This is a genomic window from Aneurinibacillus migulanus, assembly GCF_001274715.1.
Classification (GTDB): Bacteria; Bacillota; Bacilli; order Aneurinibacillales; family Aneurinibacillaceae; genus Aneurinibacillus; species Aneurinibacillus migulanus.
Window position 1 is genome coordinate 3,723,418 of record NZ_LGUG01000004.1, and the last position, 20,067, is coordinate 3,743,484.

The following is a 20,067-nucleotide window of genomic DNA, read 5'->3' on the forward strand; positions in this document are numbered from 1 at the left end:
CTAATATACTTCGGGACATTCTCCCGGATTTGGCTGGAAAAAGCAATGAGACTTAAAACGGCCCGCGTTAGGCTGATTGTACCATTGTGCCGGACAATCCCCAGGCGGCTTAAAAAACCATAACGAGAAACTGGCCGGGTGAAACCTTTGACCGTTAATCACCTTTCTTGCCAGACGAATTTCATTTGGTCTTGCACGCTGATAGAAATATCCTTTCTGTATCGCTTCAAAACCGCCCGGCGTCTGATATACCATTTGACGAACGTTTGTGATCGGTTTGAAATCCAAGCAATTTCCCCGTACACGATTTACTCCAACATTGCCAACCATCAACATTCCCAAATCGCCTTCACCTTCCGCCTCTGCCCGCATAAGCCTTGCCAGCAGTTGGACGTCTTCGTTTGTAGTGCGTATGACCGCCACCTTTGCCACCTCCCCACTCTGTATTTATCATATTGAAAAAAAGAAAAAATGGTGATTCGCCTACGAATAAAAATTATCGCATAATAAAAAAAACAGGGCTTCATTCCCCTGTATCAAGGATGAATATACAAAAAACGCAGGCCATTGATATCGTATGGCCTGCGTTTTTACAATTTTCGCCTTCACTCGCTTGCCTCGGATTTCTACATCAACTTCCTTACCAACGATGGCACAGTCGGTTGGAAGCAACGCCAGACCCACATTCTTTTTCAATGTCGGCGATTGTGTTCCCGATGTAATATGACCGATGGATTTGCTATCTGCCGAAGAACAGACGGGATAAATTGCATAGCCGGTACGTGGAATGCCACGTTCTATCATTTCGATGCCCACCAGCTTACGTGGTACACCCTCTTCCCTATGATACAGACTCTACCGTATGTTCCGACTTCAGCGCTTCTATCGTTTCTTCTACACTCTCTTTTCCTACGCCATTTAAAAGTATATTTACAAAAATAGCGGTAAGACTGCCGCTTACGATACCGCTTTCAACAAGCAGGCGAAGCCCGTCTGGAAGATTAGAGAATACGACCGGCGCAATCGATACGCCAAGTCCAAGACCTACGGAGGTCGCAATCACAAGCATATTTTCAATTTTTTGAAAATTAACCCGAGACAACTGCCGAACTCCTGAAGCCATAACCATTCCGAACATTGGAATCATTGCGCCACCAAGAACCGGTGCCGGAATGATGGTAGTCAATGCTGCTACTTTCGGTAATAGACCAAGTGTCATAATAATTAAGCAGGCGGCTACGACCACATTCCGCGTCTTAACGCCAGTAAGGGCAAGCAATCCTACGTTTTGAGAAAATGTTGTATAAGGAAACGCTTGGAAAATACCACCAACTACTTGAGCCATACCTTCTGCCCGCAAGCCACGCTTCAAGTCTTTCCCATCAATTTTCTTTTCGCATACTTCTGCTAATGCAAAAAATACACCCGTCGACTCAATCATACTAACAATACCAACGAGCACCATACTAAGTATGGCTGAAAAGTGGAACGTTGGAAGGCCGAAGCGGAAGGGTTCTACCATATGTACCCACGCTGATTTCCCTACCACTGAATAATCTACCAATCCGATAAACGAAGCGACCACTGTACCTATAACGAGTGAAAGCAGTACTGAAATCGTTTTCATATATCCTCTTAAAAATCGATTCAATAACAGGATTGAACCGAGTGTAATACCAGCTAGTATTAGATTCGTCAAACTTGCGTAGCCGGGGGTATCCGGTTGTCCCACAATGTTGCCCATGGCTGCTCCAATGAGTGACGTTCCGATAATGACAACGACTGAACCAGTAACAACTGGCGGGAAAAATTTTAGCACTTTGTCCATAAATTGCGACAAAATCATAATAATAACCCCTGCGGAAATGATCGCTCCATATATGGCTGTAATGCCTTGAGACTGTCCGATGGCGATCATCGGCCCCACTGCCTGAAATGCGCATCCCATTAAAATGGGAAGCTTGATTCCGAAATACTTTCCGCCCACTACCTGCAACAAGGAAGCAATCCCGCATGTAAACAAGTCAATGGAAATAAGGTAGGCAATTTGGTCGGGCGTCATGCCGATGGCCGGCCCTACGATTAGAGGAACGACCACGGCTCCCGCATACATTGCCAATACATGCTGAAAACCTAGAGTGCCAAGCTTCCAAACATTAATTTTTTCCTTCATAAGAGTATTCCTCCTCGGATAAAAGGTTTTCAGCTATTGTCATGATGAATCGATTGCAAATTATGTCGCCTTGGCTTTTTTCGTTTCTATCTCCTCTTGTTTTTCTTCATTAAGAAAGCGAACCGCAAGCGCTTTGTAGAAAGCAATCGAACGAAGATAAGCGGGCACGTCAACCCATTCGTCCGGTTGGTGGGCCAATTTTTCATCTCCCGGTCCGTAAATCAGTGTAGGAATCTCGCTATGTGGATTGAGTACAGAGGCATCCGTATAATAAGATACCCCTGCGCATTGTTCCTTTGTTAGCCCGCGGATTGCAAGGGCATCCTTAATAAGAGTAGCAGCAGGAGATGTAAGTACAGACGTACGATTCAATAGCACCTTGCACTCCGCCTTAAAAGACGGAATACGTAAAGCTATCTCATCAAGCCTAGTATTCAGTTCTTGAACCAACTGATTGTGAGATTGAGGAGGAATGCTACGAATATCTATATGAATAAAGCATTCATCCGGAATAACATTCGTTTGGATACCTCCTCCGATTTGGGTAATTGCCATACTGCTCTTCCCGAGCGGCCGTTTTTCCAGGTGCCATTCTAGCTTGTATGATTCAATCAATTGGATAATATGGCTCATGTAATCGATGGCATTTACTCCCTGTTCTGGCATCGAACCGTGAGCCGTCTTTCCATATGTTTTAACTTCAAGCCAGAGTGCTCCTTTGTGCCCAATAACAACCTTTTCATTTGTTGGTTCTCCAATGACGATGGCATCAATATCATCCATTCCCATCATGTCATGGTAATGACGTGCGCCGCAACTGTCCACCTCCTCTCCGGCGGTCGCCAAGAAAACAATATCTCCTTTAAGCGGTACATTTCCTTTATGAAGTTCTTCTACGGCAAGTAACATGGCTGCCAAGCCGCTTTTCATATCAGAAGCCCCGCGTCCATACAGCCGATCTCCTACCAATTCTCCCCCATAGGGGGGATGGGTCCATGGCTGTTTTCCGGGCGATACCGTATCAATATGTCCGCAAAACATTAATGTTTTGCCACTTGTTCCGCTTCCCTTCAACCGGAGCTCAAAATTGCTCCGGCTGTCCTCTATGTCTACGATTCTTCCTTTCATACCGCTTTGTTCACAGCGCTCCGCCAGCAACTCACTAATCCTGCGCTCATTCCCCGGTGGATTCGATGTATTAATCCGTAACAATTCTTGCAAAAAAGAAACTGGCATGCTCTATCTCCTTCCCAGAACCTGAAGCTTCAAGGACGTCACCTTAAAGCCATTAACAGGAGCCATATCCTGAGAACACGTAGAAACGGCGACCACTACATCTTCAAGCGCCTTTAACTGTACATAATCGCCTGGCTTCGACCATGGCTCTTCAATAATGTAATCCCAGTTCTCGTCCAATTGGTTATTCATGAACCAGTTAATCGGATCAGGAACAGGCCGATTAATAATACCGTTTTGTTTCAACGCCTTTTCTAAGTTGTCATGGCAATTCGGATGTGTTTCATCATTAAAGTCAATTTTATAGCGCCAATAATCGCACGCTGGAAAGAAGAAGTCGTGCCTACCTACTGTATCCTTTACCATTTGCATTAATGGACGACGTCTATTGCTATACAAATAATCGCCTTCCTTCAACCGGATACTGCTTAAGGAAGCTCGCATATGAACAGGGGAGACATACTCATCATGGTCATTATGATTAAAGCAAACGAAATCTCCCACCTGTTTTCCTTCCACATCAATAATAACTAATTCCTCATCCTTGCGAACAAGCACGCTTCTTCCATCATACGGAGGGATGACGACTTCTTCCTTTATATACACGTTTCCTGCAGTTTGAATGCGATTCATATTCTCTTTCCCTCCTAATCCATGAATAATGCTACAGCGCGAATTGGCGAACCTGTACCCTTGCGAATTTTTAGCGGAAGGCCGAAATACAAGAAACGCTTGCCTGCCACTTTATCAAGATTACACAAGTTCTCCGTATTCGTCATTTGGTACTCCCGGCAGACTAAATGACCGGCATATGTCATATCTTTTGGATGGTCGATGGCCGGTGCATCAATGCCGATGTTGACTACGCCTCGCTCTGCGAGCCACTTTGCCGCTTCATAAGTAAGTCCAGTGTGACGGGTCAGCCATTCGTCCGTTCCATATGAGCGATTGAAATGCCCTGTATACAGAAGAACGATATCCCCTTTTTCTATCTGCAGCGAGTGCTTCGCAAGGGCTTGTTCCAAATCTTTAGGCTGAATGTAATCATCCTTCGATACGTGCGAGACATCCAGGCAGACGGACGGACCGTAGAAATACTCCATCGACATCTCATCAATCGTCGGCCCACTCGGATCATACTCATATATCGCATCACTGTGCGTAGGTCCGTGCTCGTTAATAATCAGCGTGTTCGTCGCAAATTCGAAACCGACTTGCTTTTTGGACTCTTCATGCGTGATATGCCGATATACCATTGTTTTTGGGTGCAACGGAAAAACAGGCATCCCGTGAAAAATCTCCTGCGTTAAATCTACAAGTCGAAAACCCATTTCCTTCCTCCTTTATGAGATTACTGTTGGAATCACTGTATACGTATCTACCTCTACCAGACCCATATCTGTAATTTTCCATTCTGGGCTTGTCACCAGAGATACGAATGAAAGGTGCATAAACGGAACATGAATGCCACAGCCTAACTCTTCCTTCGCCTGACGATGCAGCTCAGCGATTTTTTCACTCATCTCTTCTCCACTCAATTCGTCTGTCATCAGTCCTCCGACACGAAGCGGCAAATCGCCTACCACCTTGCCGTCTTTAATCATCGCAATACCACCATCCATTGCAATGACGCGGTTTATTGCCGTCAGGATATCCTCATAGTTCGTACCACATGCGATAATATTGTGTGTATCATGAGCTACACTTTCCGCGATAGCCCCTTCTTTAATTTTGAAGCCGTGTGCAAACGTTTTACCGATGTTCATTGTTCGTCCGTGACGTTCTACTACAAAGATTGGCAGTACGTCCTGCTGCAGGCACGGTTGTATGATCCCGTCCCGTACGTTAAGCGTACATTCTTTTTTGCCTGTCAGATTTTGATCCGGAATAACTTCTAGCGCTCTCACACGAGCTTGCGATCCAGAACCCTGAATGTAGAGCTCTTCGATTTTCAGCGGCTTGCGTTTCACGGAATTTTTCACGGTATCCGGGTATACGTATCTCGGGAGATCGATAACCAGCTTTCCTTTTTCCGCTACTTTTTTGCCGCTAAGATACACTTGCTCAATCGTCATTTGCGTTAAATCACTAATTACCGCGATATCGGCAATTTTTCCTGGAGCGAGTACGCCGATATGCTGGAATCCGAAGTGCGTGGCCGGGTTAATCGTAGCCATCTGAATCGCTTCAACCGGATCTACTCCCTGGGCGATCGTACGTCGTACAATATCGTTCATGTGCCCGTATTTCAGTAGATCTTCCGGAACCATATCATCGGATACGAGCACTGCTCGGCGGGAATCCATACCTTCTTCTGTAATGGCGCGAATACACTCTGCCATATTACGCTGTGAAGAACCTTCACGCATGAACACTGTAATGCCGTAACGAAGCTTTTCCATCATCTCTTCTTTTCCGGTCGTTTCATGGCAAGAAATGTGCGTTCCACCGCTTATGATATGGGCGGCAAGGTCTTCACCATACAACCCGGGGCAATTGCCCTCTACCGTTTTACCGATGCTTTTCGCAAAAGCGACAGAAGCGAGTTGGTCCGTAATGATTTCTGGAGCATGCTTGAATACAGGGCGTACATTCGCAAATCCTTGAATTTCCCCGATCCCTTGAACATACGAATCAGTCAGCAGTTCCTCCATATCTTTTGAATTCACGTCATAACCTGCGGTTTCGAGTCCCGGAACGTCTGGTGTAAGGCAAGGAACCGTATATAGCACACGGTTCGGCAAGGTCTTCGCTTCATCAACCATCGCTTTCATGCCTACCACGCCAAGCACATTACCTATTTCGTGCGGGTCAGCGATAAGCGTAGTCGTTCCGGTAGGAATAGAGAGCCTGGAAAATTCAGTGACAGTCAGCATAGCGCTCTCAAAGTGCATGTGGGAATCGATGAAGCCTGGAGCGATAAATTTGCCTTCCATGTGTTCAACTTGTGTGTTGGGGCCGATTAATTTGGATGCGTCCCCTACCATTAATACATGCTCACCTTTTAGCGCCACATCTGCCACATAAATCTCACGGGTAATAACGTTAATGAAATAACCGCCTTTCAGTACAATATCTGCGTACTGGTTTTCATCAAGTAACGTATCAATAAGCTGACGCCATTGCATAACCTGTTTCAGTGTCTTCGTACTCATATTCAGCCTCCACGCTCAATCTCTATATTGTCAATAATTCCGACGATAGCCGCATCGATAGGTGCTTGACTGTTACGAAATGCTCGGGACGCCATGGAACCCGTCACATACATCACCTTTTCCCCGATGCCTGCCCCAACCGTATCGACAGTCACGACCGGTTGTCCTGATAAACATCCTTCCAAATCAACTGGATGAGTAATTAAAAGTTTTGTTCCTGTTAATTTCTCATCCTTTTTCGTTGAAGTCACGCGACCGATTACTATGCCTATGTGCATGTTTCTTACCTCTCATCGTCTATGGATTTGAATGCCATATTGCCTTGCAAGGTCATCAGCCAAAGGGGTGATGATGGTATCTACGGAAATATGGATGATACTACGATGCTGTTGATGTGCCTCTTCCACATCCCCCCGTGCAATCAAGGGAGCCTGACGGCGTTTCGTACCCGCCTTCCGTACCCATCCGCTCACCTGTCCGGCCTCAAGCAATTCAACTCCGTACCCGCGCAGCTTTTGCAGACGGGATTTCATCTCTGTTTTTAGGAGAGGCGACATTCCATCGTATCCCCGTCGTCCCCAGGCTTTCTGAAACGGATCAGAACCGATGGATAAAGCGCCTACTTTTTTCCCTTGGAATAGCCATTCAAGGAGGAATCGGGAAAAAGGATGGCAATCGTCAAAATTCAAAATTTTCGTAACAAGTGAAGCAGATAATACCGGAATAAATAAATATGAATAATCCGTATCATTCTGTTTCCAGTCCGTGCTTAGAATGATATCGTCTAGTAAGGTCTCATTGATGAGGGACGGAAGGGAATACCGTTCCGTCAGTGCCTCATCCACAATCATTTGCATTCGTATGCCTTCACGTTGAAGCTTCTGTAAGCACTGCATTCCTTCCTCCATGCCGACCATGCTGTAGGAAAGAAGAGTTAGCATCCGGGGATACAGACGATCCAACTCCTCTTTTCGATTACGGTAAAGAAGCGGCAGCAAAGTGTTCTGAATTAGAGCGCTTTGCGTTCGAGACTGCTTCATTCATTTTTACTCTCCTTTTTTAACCAGCAACGCACGCTCTACTTCACTATGAGGTCTCGGGATAACGTGAACGGATACGAGTTCGCCCACACGACTGGCAGCACTCGCACCTGCGTCCGTAGCCGCTTTTACTGCACCTACGTCGCCGCGCACCATTACTGTTACAAGCCCGAAGCCGATTTTTTCATATCCGCAAATCTCCACGTTTGCCGCCTTAACCATTGCGTCCGCCGCTTCTACTGCCCCTACTAGACCTTTTGTCTCTACTAATCCTAATGCTTCACCCATGATCATTTCTCCTATACGTTTATTTTTTTAGACCCAAAACCTACTTCTTTGTGTTTTCGTTCGACTCGCCTTTTTTCTCGATGACAGCTTTGCTTTCCACCGTGGTCTTGTCCTCGACAATACGCTTGTCTTCCTGGGCATTTTTGCCGTCAGACAGATTTGCTGCAGCCGGTGACGCCTCCTTTTTCGGCGAAGGTTTCCCGTTTCGCTTTTTTTCGTTCGAAGCGTCTTCACCCTTCGGCTCATCAGGCACTACAGCCACATCCAGCAAGCCGGTATCTTCGCTCTCTTCCTGCTTTGGAGAAAGTGCGAATAATGGCAGAATTTTATCGTTAACTTCCTGATGAGTCCGTGCGATTACATGGGTCGCAACAACTTTACCTACTTTTTCCGCCTCCATCTTTCCGGCTTCGACGGCGGAACGTACTGCTCCGACATCTCCCCCTAGCTGAATGGTTACACCAAGGGTTCCGTTAACGCCGATTACTTTTTCGACGCCCAGCAGTTCGACACTTGCCGCCTTAAGTGCCGCGTCAGCAGCCGATACCGCCGTAGCATAGCCCTCCGTCTCAATTAAACCTAATGCATATAGGGCCATTTTCTCCCCCCTCTTACACTAACAATTGTTCAATATCTTGTTTTATCTGCTGAACGGCGCTATCTACAATTGAGGGTTGCCCCGTAATGACAAACTCATTTTCTCTAATATCGTACGAAATAGGCATGTCAGAAAACTTTGCAAAACAGCGCTCAAGAAGAGCAATACTATTGAAATAAGAGATATCTTCCACTAATGCCGCGCTTACACCATCCGAAATATTGAGATGCTGTTGTAAAAATCGGGAAGGCTGCTCCACCTTATAAATTTTCTTCGTCTGAATACTTCTCCGATTCAAATCACGATAGGCATCTTCGAGAAACTGCTTCATCCTCTCCCTATCGTTCGAGAACACCTGAACAGCATGAGGTAGAATCTCATAAGAAGCATCGGGAAGTAGCTTGAGCCATTCTTCCATTAAGAAAACAAGTCCATCTCCAGCCTGTTCCCTATTGATGATTCCTGCGCTGCACCCGACCTGGTTCTGCTTGTTCAGCAGTTGGCCTAACATAGAGCTTACGGATGGATAAAACCATACGTACTCTTCACCTCTCGTTTTACCGATTAATCTCGGTTCTTCAGCAGTCGTACTTCCTCGATATCCAGCAACTCCTCGTTGGGTTACTTGTGATATTGCAAGCCGATGAAGAGCGGACAATCGCTGTTCAACCGGTGCATCTGTCTGTATGGAAACCACCCTTTGACTTTCTTGATTCCCCGGGCGAACTTGCGGGGATGAAGAGGACGGGGCCGCAATAGAGCCCAATCGATTCTGCTGCTTTTGCCTTTGATAATTAGGACGAGAAATGTTAGGAATACCCGCCGCCTGTTTACTAGCTCCGCCCTGTATACCGATGCCGGCTAACGGATCTGTTTGTGGTTGTTTCTGTTTTTCACCTTTATACAATACTTCTTCGATTATATTTTTCATCATGTCAGCCAATCCGTCTCACCTCCTCTGCCATTAAAACATTCTTGCCAAATCGGAGTGGGGACGCGGAATAACATTGTACGAGATTAAGGCGCCGTTGCCTTCGTACAGCTCTTTCCCAGCCTCAATCGCCGACTTTACGGCACTGACATTTCCTTCGATAATGACGCAGACCAATCCTGATCCTACTATTTTCATATCTACCAAACGGGCGTTAGCGGCCTTGACCATCGTATCCAATGAAACCACGGCAGGAGTTAGCCCTCTCGTTTCAAACAAACCTATTGCTTCCATCGCTTATATCCACTCCCAAAGCTAGAGGTAATCCTTAACATTAAAGGAGGCGGGAACTGGAATCGAAGTGCGGATAAATCGCTCCTTCTCGGCCAATGGATAGGTAGCATCCATCCCCATTTTAGCCGACACGCCCCGCAAATTATGTGAAGGTTCTAACGGCGAACCCTTCGCTCCCGGAACAATGAACAGATCCGTATCCGCCTGCATGCGGGTCGCGATGGCCCATTCCACATCGGCCGGGTCGAATATGTCGATGTCCTCATTGACAACGACAGTATGTTTTAAATCCTTATCACTTGAAAAGGCTGCCAACAATGCCTGCTTGGCGTCACCTTCTGTTTTCTTCTCAATCTGGATGATGGCATGAAGCCTTGCTACAGAAGTAGCCGTAACATGCACATCCAATACGTTCGGCACCGTCTGCCGCACTGCGTTCAACAAATTCGCCTCGCGCACGATGGACATCGGAATACGCTCTTCAAAGCTCGACGGAAAAATGGTTTGGGCGATGGGCTGATTGCGATACGTAATTGCAGTGAATTCTACAATCGGATTATCTTCCACAACTCCGTAGTATCCTCCCACCTCTCCAAAGGGACCTTCCGGGTAACGCTCATGAGGGAGCATTTTTCCTTCCAGCACGATTTCCGCTTCAGCAAGCACTTCTATATCGACCGTTTTGCACTGCACGACTGGAAGCGAGGCTCCTAGAAGCGCACCGGCGACATCAAGTTTATCCGCATGGAACAGATGAGTGCTGATTTGCGAACTTAGCACCACCGCTGGTACAACTCCGAACATCACCGCAAACTCAAGCGGCTCGTTCCTTGCTTCTAGCGCTCTGTATTGGTTATTTAATTCGGGAGACGTAATGCAAATCGCACATCGATTTCCGCCTAAATATTGCATTCGCCGGATGGAAGTATATCTCTTTCCGCCAGCTGGTTCCTTCACTACCATAACACCAGAAACGAGATAGGGGCCGGCATCTTTCTCATGATATGTGGGTATCGGAAAAAAGTCGTCGATGGAAAATTCTCCGAGTACAACATTATCATGCACCGGTCCTATGGCCGACTTCGTTGTCGGTATAGGATTGACGATGGCGTCGATCAGCCTGGAAACCAGCTGTTCAGGCGCAGCTCCTATTGAATCGGCCAGCGTAATACGATCACCACCGAATCCAGCTACCATGGGCATGTTGTATCCTTTGATTTTTTCAAAGTAAACAGGCTGTTTCCCTTCCCAGGCATTGATTACGGCCCCCAGTTCGTAAAGCGGGTCCACTTCTTTCTTGATGTGAACCAGCTTTTCCGTTTGATCCCAGTAATCGATTAATTGTCGAATGGAGGTCTTCATACTTGGCATCTACTCCGTCATTTATTGTGTAATAGGGGTTTCCCTCCAGCGGGCCAACAGACTATGGTCAATATCAAATGCGTCCAGAATCCGTGCCACGATAAAGTTAACCAACTCCCATATTTCCTTGGGACGATGGTAAAATCCTGGAGACGCCGGCATAATCATAGCGCCGGATTTGCTCAATTTCACCATGTTCTCCAAATGGATTAAGTGAAGCGGGGCTTCTCTTGGAACGACAATAAGTTTTCTTTGTTCTTTCAATACAACGCTTGCGGCCCGGCTCATCAGCGTATCTCCCACGCCATTCGCTATTGCACCTAGTGAGTTCATGGAACATGGAACAATAACCATACCTTCCGTTTTTACGGATCCGCTGGCGACGGCGGAGAAAAGGTCACTGTTATCAAGTACTGTAGCGTATTGCTTCAATGTATCCACATCAATACCGCACTCGAATTTCATAACCTTTCTCCCCATCTCCGTGGGAATGACGAATGTTTCCACATTCAATTGGTGCAAAGCTCGAATCAAGCTATAGGCGTAGAGAGAACCGCTTGCTCCGGTAATTCCTACGATAATTCTCATGTACACGCGTCCTCTCTATGAGCCTTTTCTCGCCTATGCTTTACGCCGAAACGTTCGTTTCCTTTTCCGCCAACTTTTGCTTCATTTGCTCGATGTATTCATCGGTGGAGAATACCTGGCCGAAGATGCCGATATCGCGAAGCCCGGATTCATGCATAACTTCATCTTGTGACGAGGTTCCATCACTGATGCATACTACGTTGTAGCCGTGGTAAAGGGCATCGGAGCCTGTGCTACGCACGCACACGTTCGTCCAAACACCAGTCAGGACAACCGTATCGATGGATTCTTCGCGAAGGAATAGATCCATATCCGTGTAGGAAAATGCGCTGTGGCGGCGCTTCTGCACAATGTAGTCCCCTTTATCTTCTTCTGGACGTAGTTCCGGAATGAAATCCGCTCCCCACGTTCCCCGTACAGCATGAACTGGACGTACGCGGAAGTCAGCGTCATCTTTGCGGTGCCATTCTTGCACATGGATAACCTGGATACCGTTCTCATGAGCAAATTCAATCAGGCGCTGGATGTTCGGAACAATCTTTTCTCCTCCTTCACAACGAAGCGGTGCCTTCGGACCAATAAAGTCGTTTAGCATATCGATAATAACAATCGCATGTTTATTTCCTTTCAACATTGAAAGATCCCCTCTCATTTACACAAAATTTATTTATTTTTGGGTTATATTGCTGAAAATCGGGTAAGGAATATAGTGAAAATTACAATTTAACGCTTTCTTTCTTTTCAGAGCTTTGGCTAACCGCTTTGCTTTCATTTGATTTCGTGAGGTTAATAACCGCATCAAGCTGCTGTGTGCTCTGACGTTTTACATATTGGCCATAGCCTTCCTGACCTACAATGCCTTTGCCGTCTTCGTATACAACGTTACCGCGAACAATCGTCATAACCGGCATGCCTTTCAGTTTAATGTCATGCAGCGGATTGTATTTCGCCATGGAGTACGTCTGCTCCTGATCAATAACATGCTCCTTTTCCAAATCAATGACTGTGAAGTCGGCGTCGCTTCCAATTTCGATAGCGCCTTTCTTCGGATAAATTCCATAGTGGATAGCCGCGTTCCGGCTTGTTACTTCTACAAAACGAGACAAGGACAGTCTACCTTTGTTAAGTCCTTCGCTGACCAGGATTGGCACCATCGTTTCAACGCCTGGAATGCCTGGGAAGCTATTCCAAATATCCGAGTCTTCTGCTGCTTTTTCCGTAGGGATTTCATATGGAGCATGGTCCGTTCCTACGAAATCAATCGTCCCGTCAGCAAGCGCCTGCCAGTGAATTTCATTATCTTCAACGCCTCGTAGCGGAGGAGCGATTTTCGCAAATGTGCCGTATTTGGTCATTGACTCCTGTGCGTTAAGTACGAGATAATGCGGGCATGTTTCTGCCGTGATTTTCACACCGCGCTCTTTCGCCTGACGGATAAGATGAGCCCCTTCTTTCGTGCTCATGTGTACGATGTGCGCCCGTGCGCCTGTTTCTTCCGCATAGCTAATAATCAATTCGATAGCTACTTTTTCAGCCAGCGCTTTACGAGCTTCAGCCCAAGCTGGACCGTCCAGTCGTCCTTCTTTTTTCAGCTTCTCTGTGTAGAAGCTGCAAATGTCATAGTTTTCAGCGTGAACGCCAACCGGCAGACCTGTCTCTGCCACTTTATAGAAAATCTCCAGCAATTCTGCATCAGATACTTTCGGGAATGTAGGAACCGACGGAGTCATGTAGGATTTGAAAGCAACAACCCCCGCTTCCTTCTGTCCCCACACATTATCAAGCAGTCCTTCACGTACATCTTCACCAGTCATGCCTCCCCAGAAGCAGTAGTCGATATACGCTTTATCTTTAATCGGGTCAATTTTTGCGTAAAAGCTCTCTTCACTGCGTACAGAAGGTTTGCTGCAGCACGGCATATCGATTATAGTAGTGAGTCCTCCCGCCGCTGCTGACATCGTACCTGTGGCAAATGTTTCACGATGGGTGAACCCCGGGTCCATGAAATGCGTATGCGGGTCAATACATCCCGGAACGACAAGCTTTCCTTTCAAATCAATAACATTTTTGGCTTGAAGGCCATTAATCGAATTGACAAAACCGACGATTGTCCCATTCTCTACGAGGATATTAGTCTGGACTTGTCTATCTCCCTGAGGAATATTCGCATTTTTCAGTATTAAATCCATGTGCTTTCTTCTCCTCTCTTTTGCTCATAAATTTATAAATTCAGAAGCAGACGCATCCTATGCGCGCACTTGCTCCGGAACTATCCCATTATCGTGTTCTTCTTCCTTCTGCGTTTCCTGAATGCCTTTCGTACCGTTCAGGAATAAGTTCAATACAATCGCTGTGAGACTTCCCATGACGATTCCGTTTTCTAAAATAAGACGTGCTCCTTCTGGAAAACTGTCAAAAATCTTTGGTGCAACTGTAACCCCTAGCCCAAGGCCAACGGACAGCCCTACTACAATCAAATTTTCATTTTTGCTAAAGTCAGTCTTAGCCATCATGCGTATACCCGAAGCAACATTCATTCCGAACATCGCCAGCATCGCGCCCCCTAATACCGGAGATGGAATACTCGTCGTCATCGCTCCAAACTTCGGAAAAAAGCTCAGCGTGATGAGGATGATGCCAGCTGCGATTGTAACATTCCTCGTTTTCACTCCTGTCAATGCAAGCAAGCCTACATTCTGAGAAAATGTCGTATAAGGGAAAGTATTAAAAATACCCCCTAGTGTTACTGTTAATCCTTCTGCCCTTAGCCCTTTCTTAATATCTTGTGGACCTATTTTCTTCTCACATACGCCTGAAGCTGCAATGAACACTCCCATTGATTCCACCATACTGACGATAGAAACGAGCGCCATAACGATAATCGCAGGGATATAAAAAGTAGGGTATGCAAAATAAAACGGTTGAGGCACGTGAATCCAGGGTGCCTGCTCTACTGTAGAATAATTGGCGATACCCAAAAGATTGGCAACAATAGTAGCGCCTAGTACCGAAATAAGTACAGATACCGCTTTCATATATCCATTAAAAAATCGGTTAATGGTTAGAATGCCTGCCAGCGTGATACCGGCAAGAAACAAATTAAGCGGATGACCGTAAGTAGGAGAATCAATCCCTCCTGCAGCGGTATTGATAGCGACCGGAATAAGTGTCAAACCGATAAGCATAACCACTGTTCCAGTTACGATAGGCGGAAAGTATTTAACAACCTTGCTCATAAAAGAAGCCAATATCATCACGATGATTCCAGAGGCAATCACCGCACCATAGATTGCGCCTATTCCCTGCGATGTGCCGATCATAATCATCGGACTTACCGCCGTAAAGGAACATCCCAGCATAACCGGAAGCTTATTCCCTACATATCTACCACCGATAGCTTGAATCAATGAAGCTACACCTGCCGTGAACAAATCAGCTGAAATTAGATACGCGATTTGCACCGAGGTTAAACCAATGGCCGGTCCGACCACAAGAGGTACGATAACCGCACCGGCATACATGACAATCATGTGTTGGAATCCTAATAAACCTAGCTTCCAAACGTTTAGCTTCTCCAAGTTACTTCGCCTCCTCCCCCCTTCTATTTATCCCTCCTAAGAATACAGTGCGCTTTGCTTCTATCTTCTTTCATCCTTGTCTGCGGCGTATTTCTGGCACCACCTCCTTAAAAATGAGAACAAAAAAAGCCGTAGAAATAGAAGTGAATCCTATTTCTACGGCTTCCAGCATTTTCGTAAACGAAAACAATAGCTACCGCTTCATATTATAGAAATCGCAGGAGAAGAACTACCTAATTGGACAGCTCAACCCCGGCATATAGCTAAAACAATGTTATTGACTTTCAAAATGAATGACCGTTACAGCTAATTCTGTTTCAGGATCATAATCCTTTAGGATCGCAAACACCTTAAGGCCGAAATTCTTCTCCATTTGCTCTTTTAATCTTGATTTAAACTCTTTTATTAATGCGGCGTGAACATGAACCGTCAGGTCATCGAACTTTCCTTGAAGAAAAGTCAATCCCGGCACTCTCTTATGTTCACCATAAATCACTATCTTATCTTCCAATACATCGATTTGCTGCTTGCGAACTCCTACGCCGTACATTTCCTGATTTACGCTGTTGTACAACTGGGTTACCCTTCTTTTGAAAAGGTTATCATATTTAAGCAACGCTGAATCCATTGGTCCTTCACCCCATCGACTTCTAGTTCATCCCAAGTGTCAACGTGATAATTTGTTGCCTTCTCTCTATATTTTTAATTTATCAGAAAAGTTTGTAATAGTCAATACTTTTCTGATTTTTTCAACAAGAAAAAGAACTTCCCGTCGAACAACCCCAGTTTTTAGCATTTTTCATTCTCTTATCCCTACTTTACTTTTCCGTACACTATTTTGTCAACACAGAGAGGAGCGCGCGGGGTTACTCCATACCCTGCCGAGCTTTTCTCCTTGGCGGGTGCTACGATATATACGTTCGCCCGCTCATGCAAACACTCCACCAGCTTCCGTATACCCAATGCATGGATGCCATCATCATTCGTGATTAATATCGTACACAACACCTGTTCACATCCCTGATATTCCGTTTACTTGACCGCTGTAGCAGTCGGTTTATTCACCTGATGAATGGCACGGCCAAGTGCACTCTCCGCAGCTTCCATGACAATCTCCCCAAGCGTCGGGTGAGCATGGATGGTCTGACTGATTTCCTCAAGCGTTATGCCTGCTTCAATCGCCAACCCTAGCTCTGCAATTAAGTTGGAGGCCTCCGGTCCGACGATTTGCGCTCCAAGAACGGTACCTTCCTCTTTATCAGCGATGATTTTCACGAACCCTTCCCCGGCGTTCAGAGAAAGAGCACGACCGTTGGCTGCATAGGGAAACTTCCCAGTAACAATGCTGCGTCCCTGCTCCTTTGCCTCCGTTTCGCTGATCCCAACACTTGCGATTTCAGGATCGGAGAACACTACTGCAGGAATGACCCGATAATCAACGGTACTGTCGAGCCCAGCAATCGCTTCGGCGGCCACTTTCCCTTCATAGGAAGCCTTATGAGCCAGTGCCACTCCTGCTACAATGTCACCGATCGCATAAATAGTAGGCACACTCGTTCTTCCCTGTTCATCTACACGCAATAGTCCGCGCTCCGTATGTTCAATGCCTATCTGATCAAGCCCGAGAGCTTCAAGGTTCGGCCTACGTCCAACTGTTACGAGCAAATAATCCGCCGTCACTTGCTGTGCTTCCCCTTTATGCGTAAATGTAACTGTTACCGCCTCGTTCGTTTGCTCCGCTGATTCTGCCATAGCCTGAGTAAACACTTGGACTCCCAATTTTTTGAGTGTACGGCTGACGAAACGTGAAGCTTCCTTTTCGAAACCAGGGAGGATAGCATCCGTCCCTTCAATAATCGTTACCTTTGTTCCAAATTTAGCATACGTTTGTCCAAGTTCAATTCCGATGTATCCGCCACCAAGCACGATCATGGTTTGGGGAATTTCATCGAGAGCAAGCGCCTCCGTAGAAGAAAGGATGCGACCACCGTATGGAAACGCCGGTAATTCAATCGGACGCGAACCCGTCGCAATAATGCAGTGCATAAAATGGCACGCTATCGTTTCTTCTCCCTCGATTCGCACCTCATTCGGACTTAGAAAAGAGGCCCGCCCCGTTAGCTTTTGCACCTTATTCGCTTTCAGCAAGGATTGAACCCCAGAGGTCAGCTTATGGACGATACCGTTCTTCCATTCTTGCACCTTGGTGAAGCTCACTTTTGCTTCTCCCGCTTCAATTCCAATACTAGCCGCTCCGTTTACCACTTCAAGCTGATGAGCGGCGGAAATGAGTGCTTTGGATGGGATACATCCCCGATTTAGGCATACGCCGCCTAGTGCATCTTGCTCAACAATCGCTACATGCTTCCCAAGCTGGGCTGTTCTGATTGCCGCCGTATACCCGCCCGGTCCCGCTCCGATTACAAGTACATCTACTGTCACTTTCACTGTAACTCCCTCCGTTGACTCGTATTTTTGACACACAAAAAGGACAGGGGAAAAAGCAGGCTTGTCCTACCTTTTCCTCTGTCCTTTTACCTGAGAGTTTGTCTTCCTTAGATGCAGGAAGCATTCCCCGTGGGTGGCAATTGCTCTCTCCAGAGGTGCGTCCTATTGCGGTTCACTTTACCTGAGAGATTCTCTCCCATGGATTTTTGGGAGTTGCTCCTTCGGTGCCAGGCAATGCGCCAGGTCTCTCCCGCAACAGTCATTCGCTTATGAAAATGCTAGATTATGTATTATGATATCCACCAAGAAGTTCAAAGTCAACAAACTAATCAAAATAAAAATAATAATTAGAATATATTTCGCCGTATTTATGCAAGCAATACCACAACGATAGACTATAATGAATACATTATCTTAATATACGAGAATATAATAAAAAATGGGAGGCAACCATGAAAGTACGTACATCAGCAAAAGCGCTTATCGTGCAAAACAACAAAGTTTTGCTCGTTAAAATGAGAGATGATAGAGGCATTTATTACATCATGCCTGGAGGGGGACAAGAACACGGAGAAACGTTACCACAAACACTTCGCCGCGAATGCCTGGAAGAGTTGGGCATGGACGTACATATCGGTTCTCTTCTCTTCGTACGCGAATATATCGGAAAAAACCATGAAAATGCATTGCTACATAATGATATTCATCAGGTAGAATTCATCTTTTCTTGTCGCCCTGCATCCCTTCCCTCCGCTCCTGCCGAGCCGGACAACGGACAAATCGGCTCAGGTTGGCTAGATATAGCCAACCTGTCTAACTATCGGCTGTATCCAAAGCAGCTTCTTTCCATCCTGGAAAACAAATGGCATACTCTAGAAAACAAGAACGGGGAAGACTTCCCCGCTTATGTTGGTGATATGAACTAGTATAGGGGCAGGCTTTCCAAATAGAGGAGGGCCCGCCTCCTTTTCTCTTTATATGTGCAAACTATATGATTTCTTGCTCCTTCATTGCACGAAAAACACGTTCCGGCGTAGCGGGAAGGTGACGCAGACGCACACCGGTGGCATCATACAACGCCTGAACGATAGCCGGGATAATTGGAATCATGACAACCTCGCCAATTCCCTTTGCACCATACGGTCCACTCGCCTCCGCCTCTTCTACAGGTATCGTCTCGATTATCGGTGTTTCCTTGAACGTCGGAAGAATATAATTAGTAAAATTAGTCGTTCTGTGAACCCCTCCTTCCATTACGGTATCTTCGTATAACGTATAACCGATCCCCATCACAGCGCCGCCTTCAGCTTGCCCTTCAAGTCCTTGCCTGTTAAGAACTCGACCGCAATCCGGTATTGAGACCACACGGAGCACGTCCGTTTCCCCTGTTAACATATCTACTTCCACCAGCACTACATGTGTAAGATAACCATACACGTAGTGAGGCATACCTGCTTTTTTCCCGATTTGCTTTTTTGCTGTCGGTACCATGAAATGTCCTTCTACCCTCATGTTCTTTCTACATTCATAGAGGTGATTATATACATGAGCATATGTCACGCTCTTTTCCAGCGTATCCTCCGGCGATAAGACGCACCTTATTTTTCGTATTTGATAAATAAGACAGACACTCTGGCACGGATGCAGGCGTAATTATCTCTATTTCCGAAACTCGCATGTTTGGCCTCCTTTTTCATAGTCTGCAGGTGTATTGAAATTGTACAGTACAGATGGGTCAGTCATGGGCACATGTACGATCTCGGTGTCATATTTTCGAATAATACTTTTAACACCCTGGCACTCCTCTGAGATTTCGCGCAAGTCAGGCAAAAGCTCGGTAGAAAATAGCACCGGATGCCCCCGTCTTCCCTGGAAAACAGGGAGGTGAATTTTCCCCTGTAACCGCTGATGCGAATCGATCAGTTGATTAATCGAGTTGCTAGGAACGGGCTGATCGACATTAACGAGCAAGACTGCTCCGCATTCAGAATCGAGCGCAGAAATCCCTCGTATAACCGAAGCGCTCTTTCCCTGCTCCCATTGCCTGTTTTTTATTACATGAGCCCCTTCTTCTGCAAAGGCTTTCTGTAACGGGTCCATGTTCTCTACGGTTCCGATGCCTTCTATGGTCGTTATCTTTTTGCCTTCCACTTGACCTGTAAGAATAAGACAGGAGCATACCGCTTCTCCTTCCAATATGATGGAGCAACTGCCGCACTCACCTTTTCCACAGCATTCTTTACTTCCTGTAAGATTGAGGTCGTCCCTAAGAACATCCAACAGCGGCTTTGCCGGATAGGTTGAGACATTCACCGTTTGACCGTTTACTGTAAAAGCAATGGACTTCATATCCATCTCCCCCTTCCACATTTAATA

General features: G+C 46.2%; 24 protein-coding genes, 1 pseudogene and 1 riboswitch. Of the genes and pseudogenes, 1 reads left to right on the plus strand and 24 read right to left on the minus strand.

Translation table 11 applies throughout. The annotated features are described in order from the left end of the window. The 21 genes and pseudogenes from AF333_RS19620 to lpdA form a co-directional block, all read right to left on the minus strand. Entirely contained in the window at nt 1-372 is a 372-nt protein-coding gene (locus tag AF333_RS19620; RefSeq protein ID WP_080787639.1) for a cell wall hydrolase, read from the minus strand. Nucleotides 373-585: 213 nt separating this feature from the next. Further along, nucleotides 586-843 (minus strand): annotated as a pseudogene (locus tag AF333_RS19625) (glycine cleavage T C-terminal barrel domain-containing protein); the annotation flags it as partial. Then, complete coding sequence (locus tag AF333_RS19630) at nt 842-2,173, minus strand: nucleobase:cation symporter-2 family protein (protein WP_043064767.1); 1,332 nt, start codon at nt 2,171-2,173, stop codon at nt 842-844. The pseudogene AF333_RS19625 and the gene AF333_RS19630, both read right to left, overlap by 2 nt. 60 nt (nt 2,174-2,233) lie before the next feature. Further along, on the minus strand, nt 2,234-3,409 hold the full coding sequence (locus tag AF333_RS19635) for a M20 family metallopeptidase (RefSeq protein ID WP_043064766.1): 1,176 nt from the start codon (nt 3,407-3,409) through the stop codon (nt 2,234-2,236). Between the two features lie 3 nt (nt 3,410-3,412). Continuing rightward, entirely contained in the window at nt 3,413-4,042 is a 630-nt protein-coding gene (locus AF333_RS19640) for a DUF1989 domain-containing protein (protein WP_043064765.1), read from the minus strand. A gap of 14 nt (nt 4,043-4,056) precedes the next feature. Beyond that, entirely contained in the window at nt 4,057-4,740 is a 684-nt protein-coding gene (locus AF333_RS19645; protein ID WP_043064764.1) for a cyclase family protein, read from the minus strand. Nucleotides 4,741-4,752: 12 nt separating this feature from the next. Then, nucleotides 4,753-6,564: an adenine deaminase gene (locus tag AF333_RS19650; RefSeq protein ID WP_043064763.1), complete on the minus strand. Its 1,812-nt coding sequence runs from the start codon at nt 6,562-6,564 to the stop codon at nt 4,753-4,755. Nucleotides 6,565-6,566: 2 nt separating this feature from the next. Continuing rightward, nucleotides 6,567-6,842 (minus strand): EutN/CcmL family microcompartment protein, encoded by a 276-nt coding sequence (locus tag AF333_RS19655; RefSeq protein WP_043064762.1) that lies wholly within the window; start codon nt 6,840-6,842, stop codon nt 6,567-6,569. A 12-nt stretch (nt 6,843-6,854) separates the two neighbouring features. Then, the gene (locus tag AF333_RS19660; RefSeq protein WP_043064761.1) at nt 6,855-7,604 is read right to left on the minus strand and encodes a hypothetical protein; all 750 of its coding nucleotides are present in this window, start codon (nt 7,602-7,604) and stop codon (nt 6,855-6,857) included. A 6-nt stretch (nt 7,605-7,610) separates the two neighbouring features. Further along, nucleotides 7,611-7,895, minus strand: a complete 285-nt coding sequence (locus tag AF333_RS19665) for a BMC domain-containing protein (protein WP_217636985.1) — start codon at nt 7,893-7,895, stop codon at nt 7,611-7,613. A gap of 37 nt (nt 7,896-7,932) precedes the next feature. After that, complete coding sequence (locus AF333_RS37215) at nt 7,933-8,490, minus strand: BMC domain-containing protein (RefSeq protein WP_074715051.1); 558 nt, start codon at nt 8,488-8,490, stop codon at nt 7,933-7,935. A 13-nt stretch (nt 8,491-8,503) separates the two neighbouring features. Beyond that, complete coding sequence (locus AF333_RS19675) at nt 8,504-9,433, minus strand: hypothetical protein (RefSeq protein WP_043064759.1); 930 nt, start codon at nt 9,431-9,433, stop codon at nt 8,504-8,506. Between the two features lie 21 nt (nt 9,434-9,454). Then, on the minus strand, nt 9,455-9,715 hold the full coding sequence (locus AF333_RS19680; RefSeq protein WP_043064758.1) for a BMC domain-containing protein: 261 nt from the start codon (nt 9,713-9,715) through the stop codon (nt 9,455-9,457). Nucleotides 9,716-9,736: 21 nt separating this feature from the next. Further along, on the minus strand, nt 9,737-11,086 hold the full coding sequence (locus AF333_RS19685) for a UbiD family decarboxylase (protein ID WP_235496682.1): 1,350 nt from the start codon (nt 11,084-11,086) through the stop codon (nt 9,737-9,739). 12 nt (nt 11,087-11,098) lie between these two features. After that, on the minus strand, nt 11,099-11,665 hold the full coding sequence (locus AF333_RS19690; RefSeq protein WP_043064757.1) for a UbiX family flavin prenyltransferase: 567 nt from the start codon (nt 11,663-11,665) through the stop codon (nt 11,099-11,101). A 40-nt stretch (nt 11,666-11,705) separates the two neighbouring features. Continuing rightward, nucleotides 11,706-12,299: a cysteine hydrolase family protein gene (locus AF333_RS19695; protein WP_043064756.1), complete on the minus strand. Its 594-nt coding sequence runs from the start codon at nt 12,297-12,299 to the stop codon at nt 11,706-11,708. Between the two features lie 82 nt (nt 12,300-12,381). Continuing rightward, a complete protein-coding gene (locus AF333_RS19700; RefSeq protein ID WP_080787634.1) occupies nt 12,382-13,854 on the minus strand; it encodes a dihydroorotase in 1,473 nt (490 codons plus the stop codon). Nucleotides 13,855-13,911: 57 nt separating this feature from the next. Beyond that, nucleotides 13,912-15,243 carry a nucleobase:cation symporter-2 family protein gene (locus AF333_RS19705; protein ID WP_043064755.1) on the minus strand — a complete coding sequence of 444 codons (1,332 nt, stop codon included), beginning with the start codon at nt 15,241-15,243 and terminating at the stop codon, nt 13,912-13,914. A gap of 274 nt (nt 15,244-15,517) precedes the next feature. Next, nucleotides 15,518-15,871 carry a Na-translocating system protein MpsC family protein gene (locus tag AF333_RS19710; protein WP_043064754.1) on the minus strand — a complete coding sequence of 118 codons (354 nt, stop codon included), beginning with the start codon at nt 15,869-15,871 and terminating at the stop codon, nt 15,518-15,520. 185 nt (nt 15,872-16,056) lie between these two features. Further along, nucleotides 16,057-16,251: a 5'/3'-nucleotidase SurE gene (locus AF333_RS19715; RefSeq protein WP_043064753.1), complete on the minus strand. Its 195-nt coding sequence runs from the start codon at nt 16,249-16,251 to the stop codon at nt 16,057-16,059. A 24-nt stretch (nt 16,252-16,275) separates the two neighbouring features. Beyond that, nucleotides 16,276-17,691: a dihydrolipoyl dehydrogenase gene (gene lpdA / locus AF333_RS19720; RefSeq protein WP_043064752.1), complete on the minus strand. Its 1,416-nt coding sequence runs from the start codon at nt 17,689-17,691 to the stop codon at nt 16,276-16,278. A gap of 158 nt (nt 17,692-17,849) precedes the next feature. Continuing rightward, nucleotides 17,850-17,954: riboswitch (glycine riboswitch) on the minus strand. 189 nt (nt 17,955-18,143) lie between these two features. Here lpdA and AF333_RS19725 point away from each other — a divergent pair. Then, nucleotides 18,144-18,617 (plus strand): NUDIX domain-containing protein, encoded by a 474-nt coding sequence (locus AF333_RS19725; protein WP_043064751.1) that lies wholly within the window; start codon nt 18,144-18,146, stop codon nt 18,615-18,617. Between the two features lie 61 nt (nt 18,618-18,678). Here AF333_RS19725 and AF333_RS19730 read toward each other — a convergent pair whose 3' ends face one another. From AF333_RS19730 to AF333_RS19735, 3 genes are read right to left on the minus strand one after another with little or no spacing between them, the layout of a single operon-like run. Beyond that, nucleotides 18,679-19,251, minus strand: coding sequence for a xanthine dehydrogenase family protein molybdopterin-binding subunit (locus AF333_RS19730; protein ID WP_074715048.1), 573 nt, complete (start codon nt 19,249-19,251; stop codon nt 18,679-18,681). Then, nucleotides 19,229-19,369 carry a hypothetical protein gene (locus AF333_RS35820; RefSeq protein WP_235356604.1) on the minus strand — a complete coding sequence of 47 codons (141 nt, stop codon included), beginning with the start codon at nt 19,367-19,369 and terminating at the stop codon, nt 19,229-19,231. The genes AF333_RS19730 and AF333_RS35820 overlap by 23 nt, the downstream gene beginning before the upstream one ends. Further along, nucleotides 19,351-20,040, minus strand: a complete 690-nt coding sequence (locus AF333_RS19735; protein WP_052811861.1) for an NTP transferase domain-containing protein — start codon at nt 20,038-20,040, stop codon at nt 19,351-19,353. The genes AF333_RS35820 and AF333_RS19735 overlap by 19 nt, the downstream gene beginning before the upstream one ends. Nucleotides 20,041-20,067: the final 27 nt, after the last annotated feature.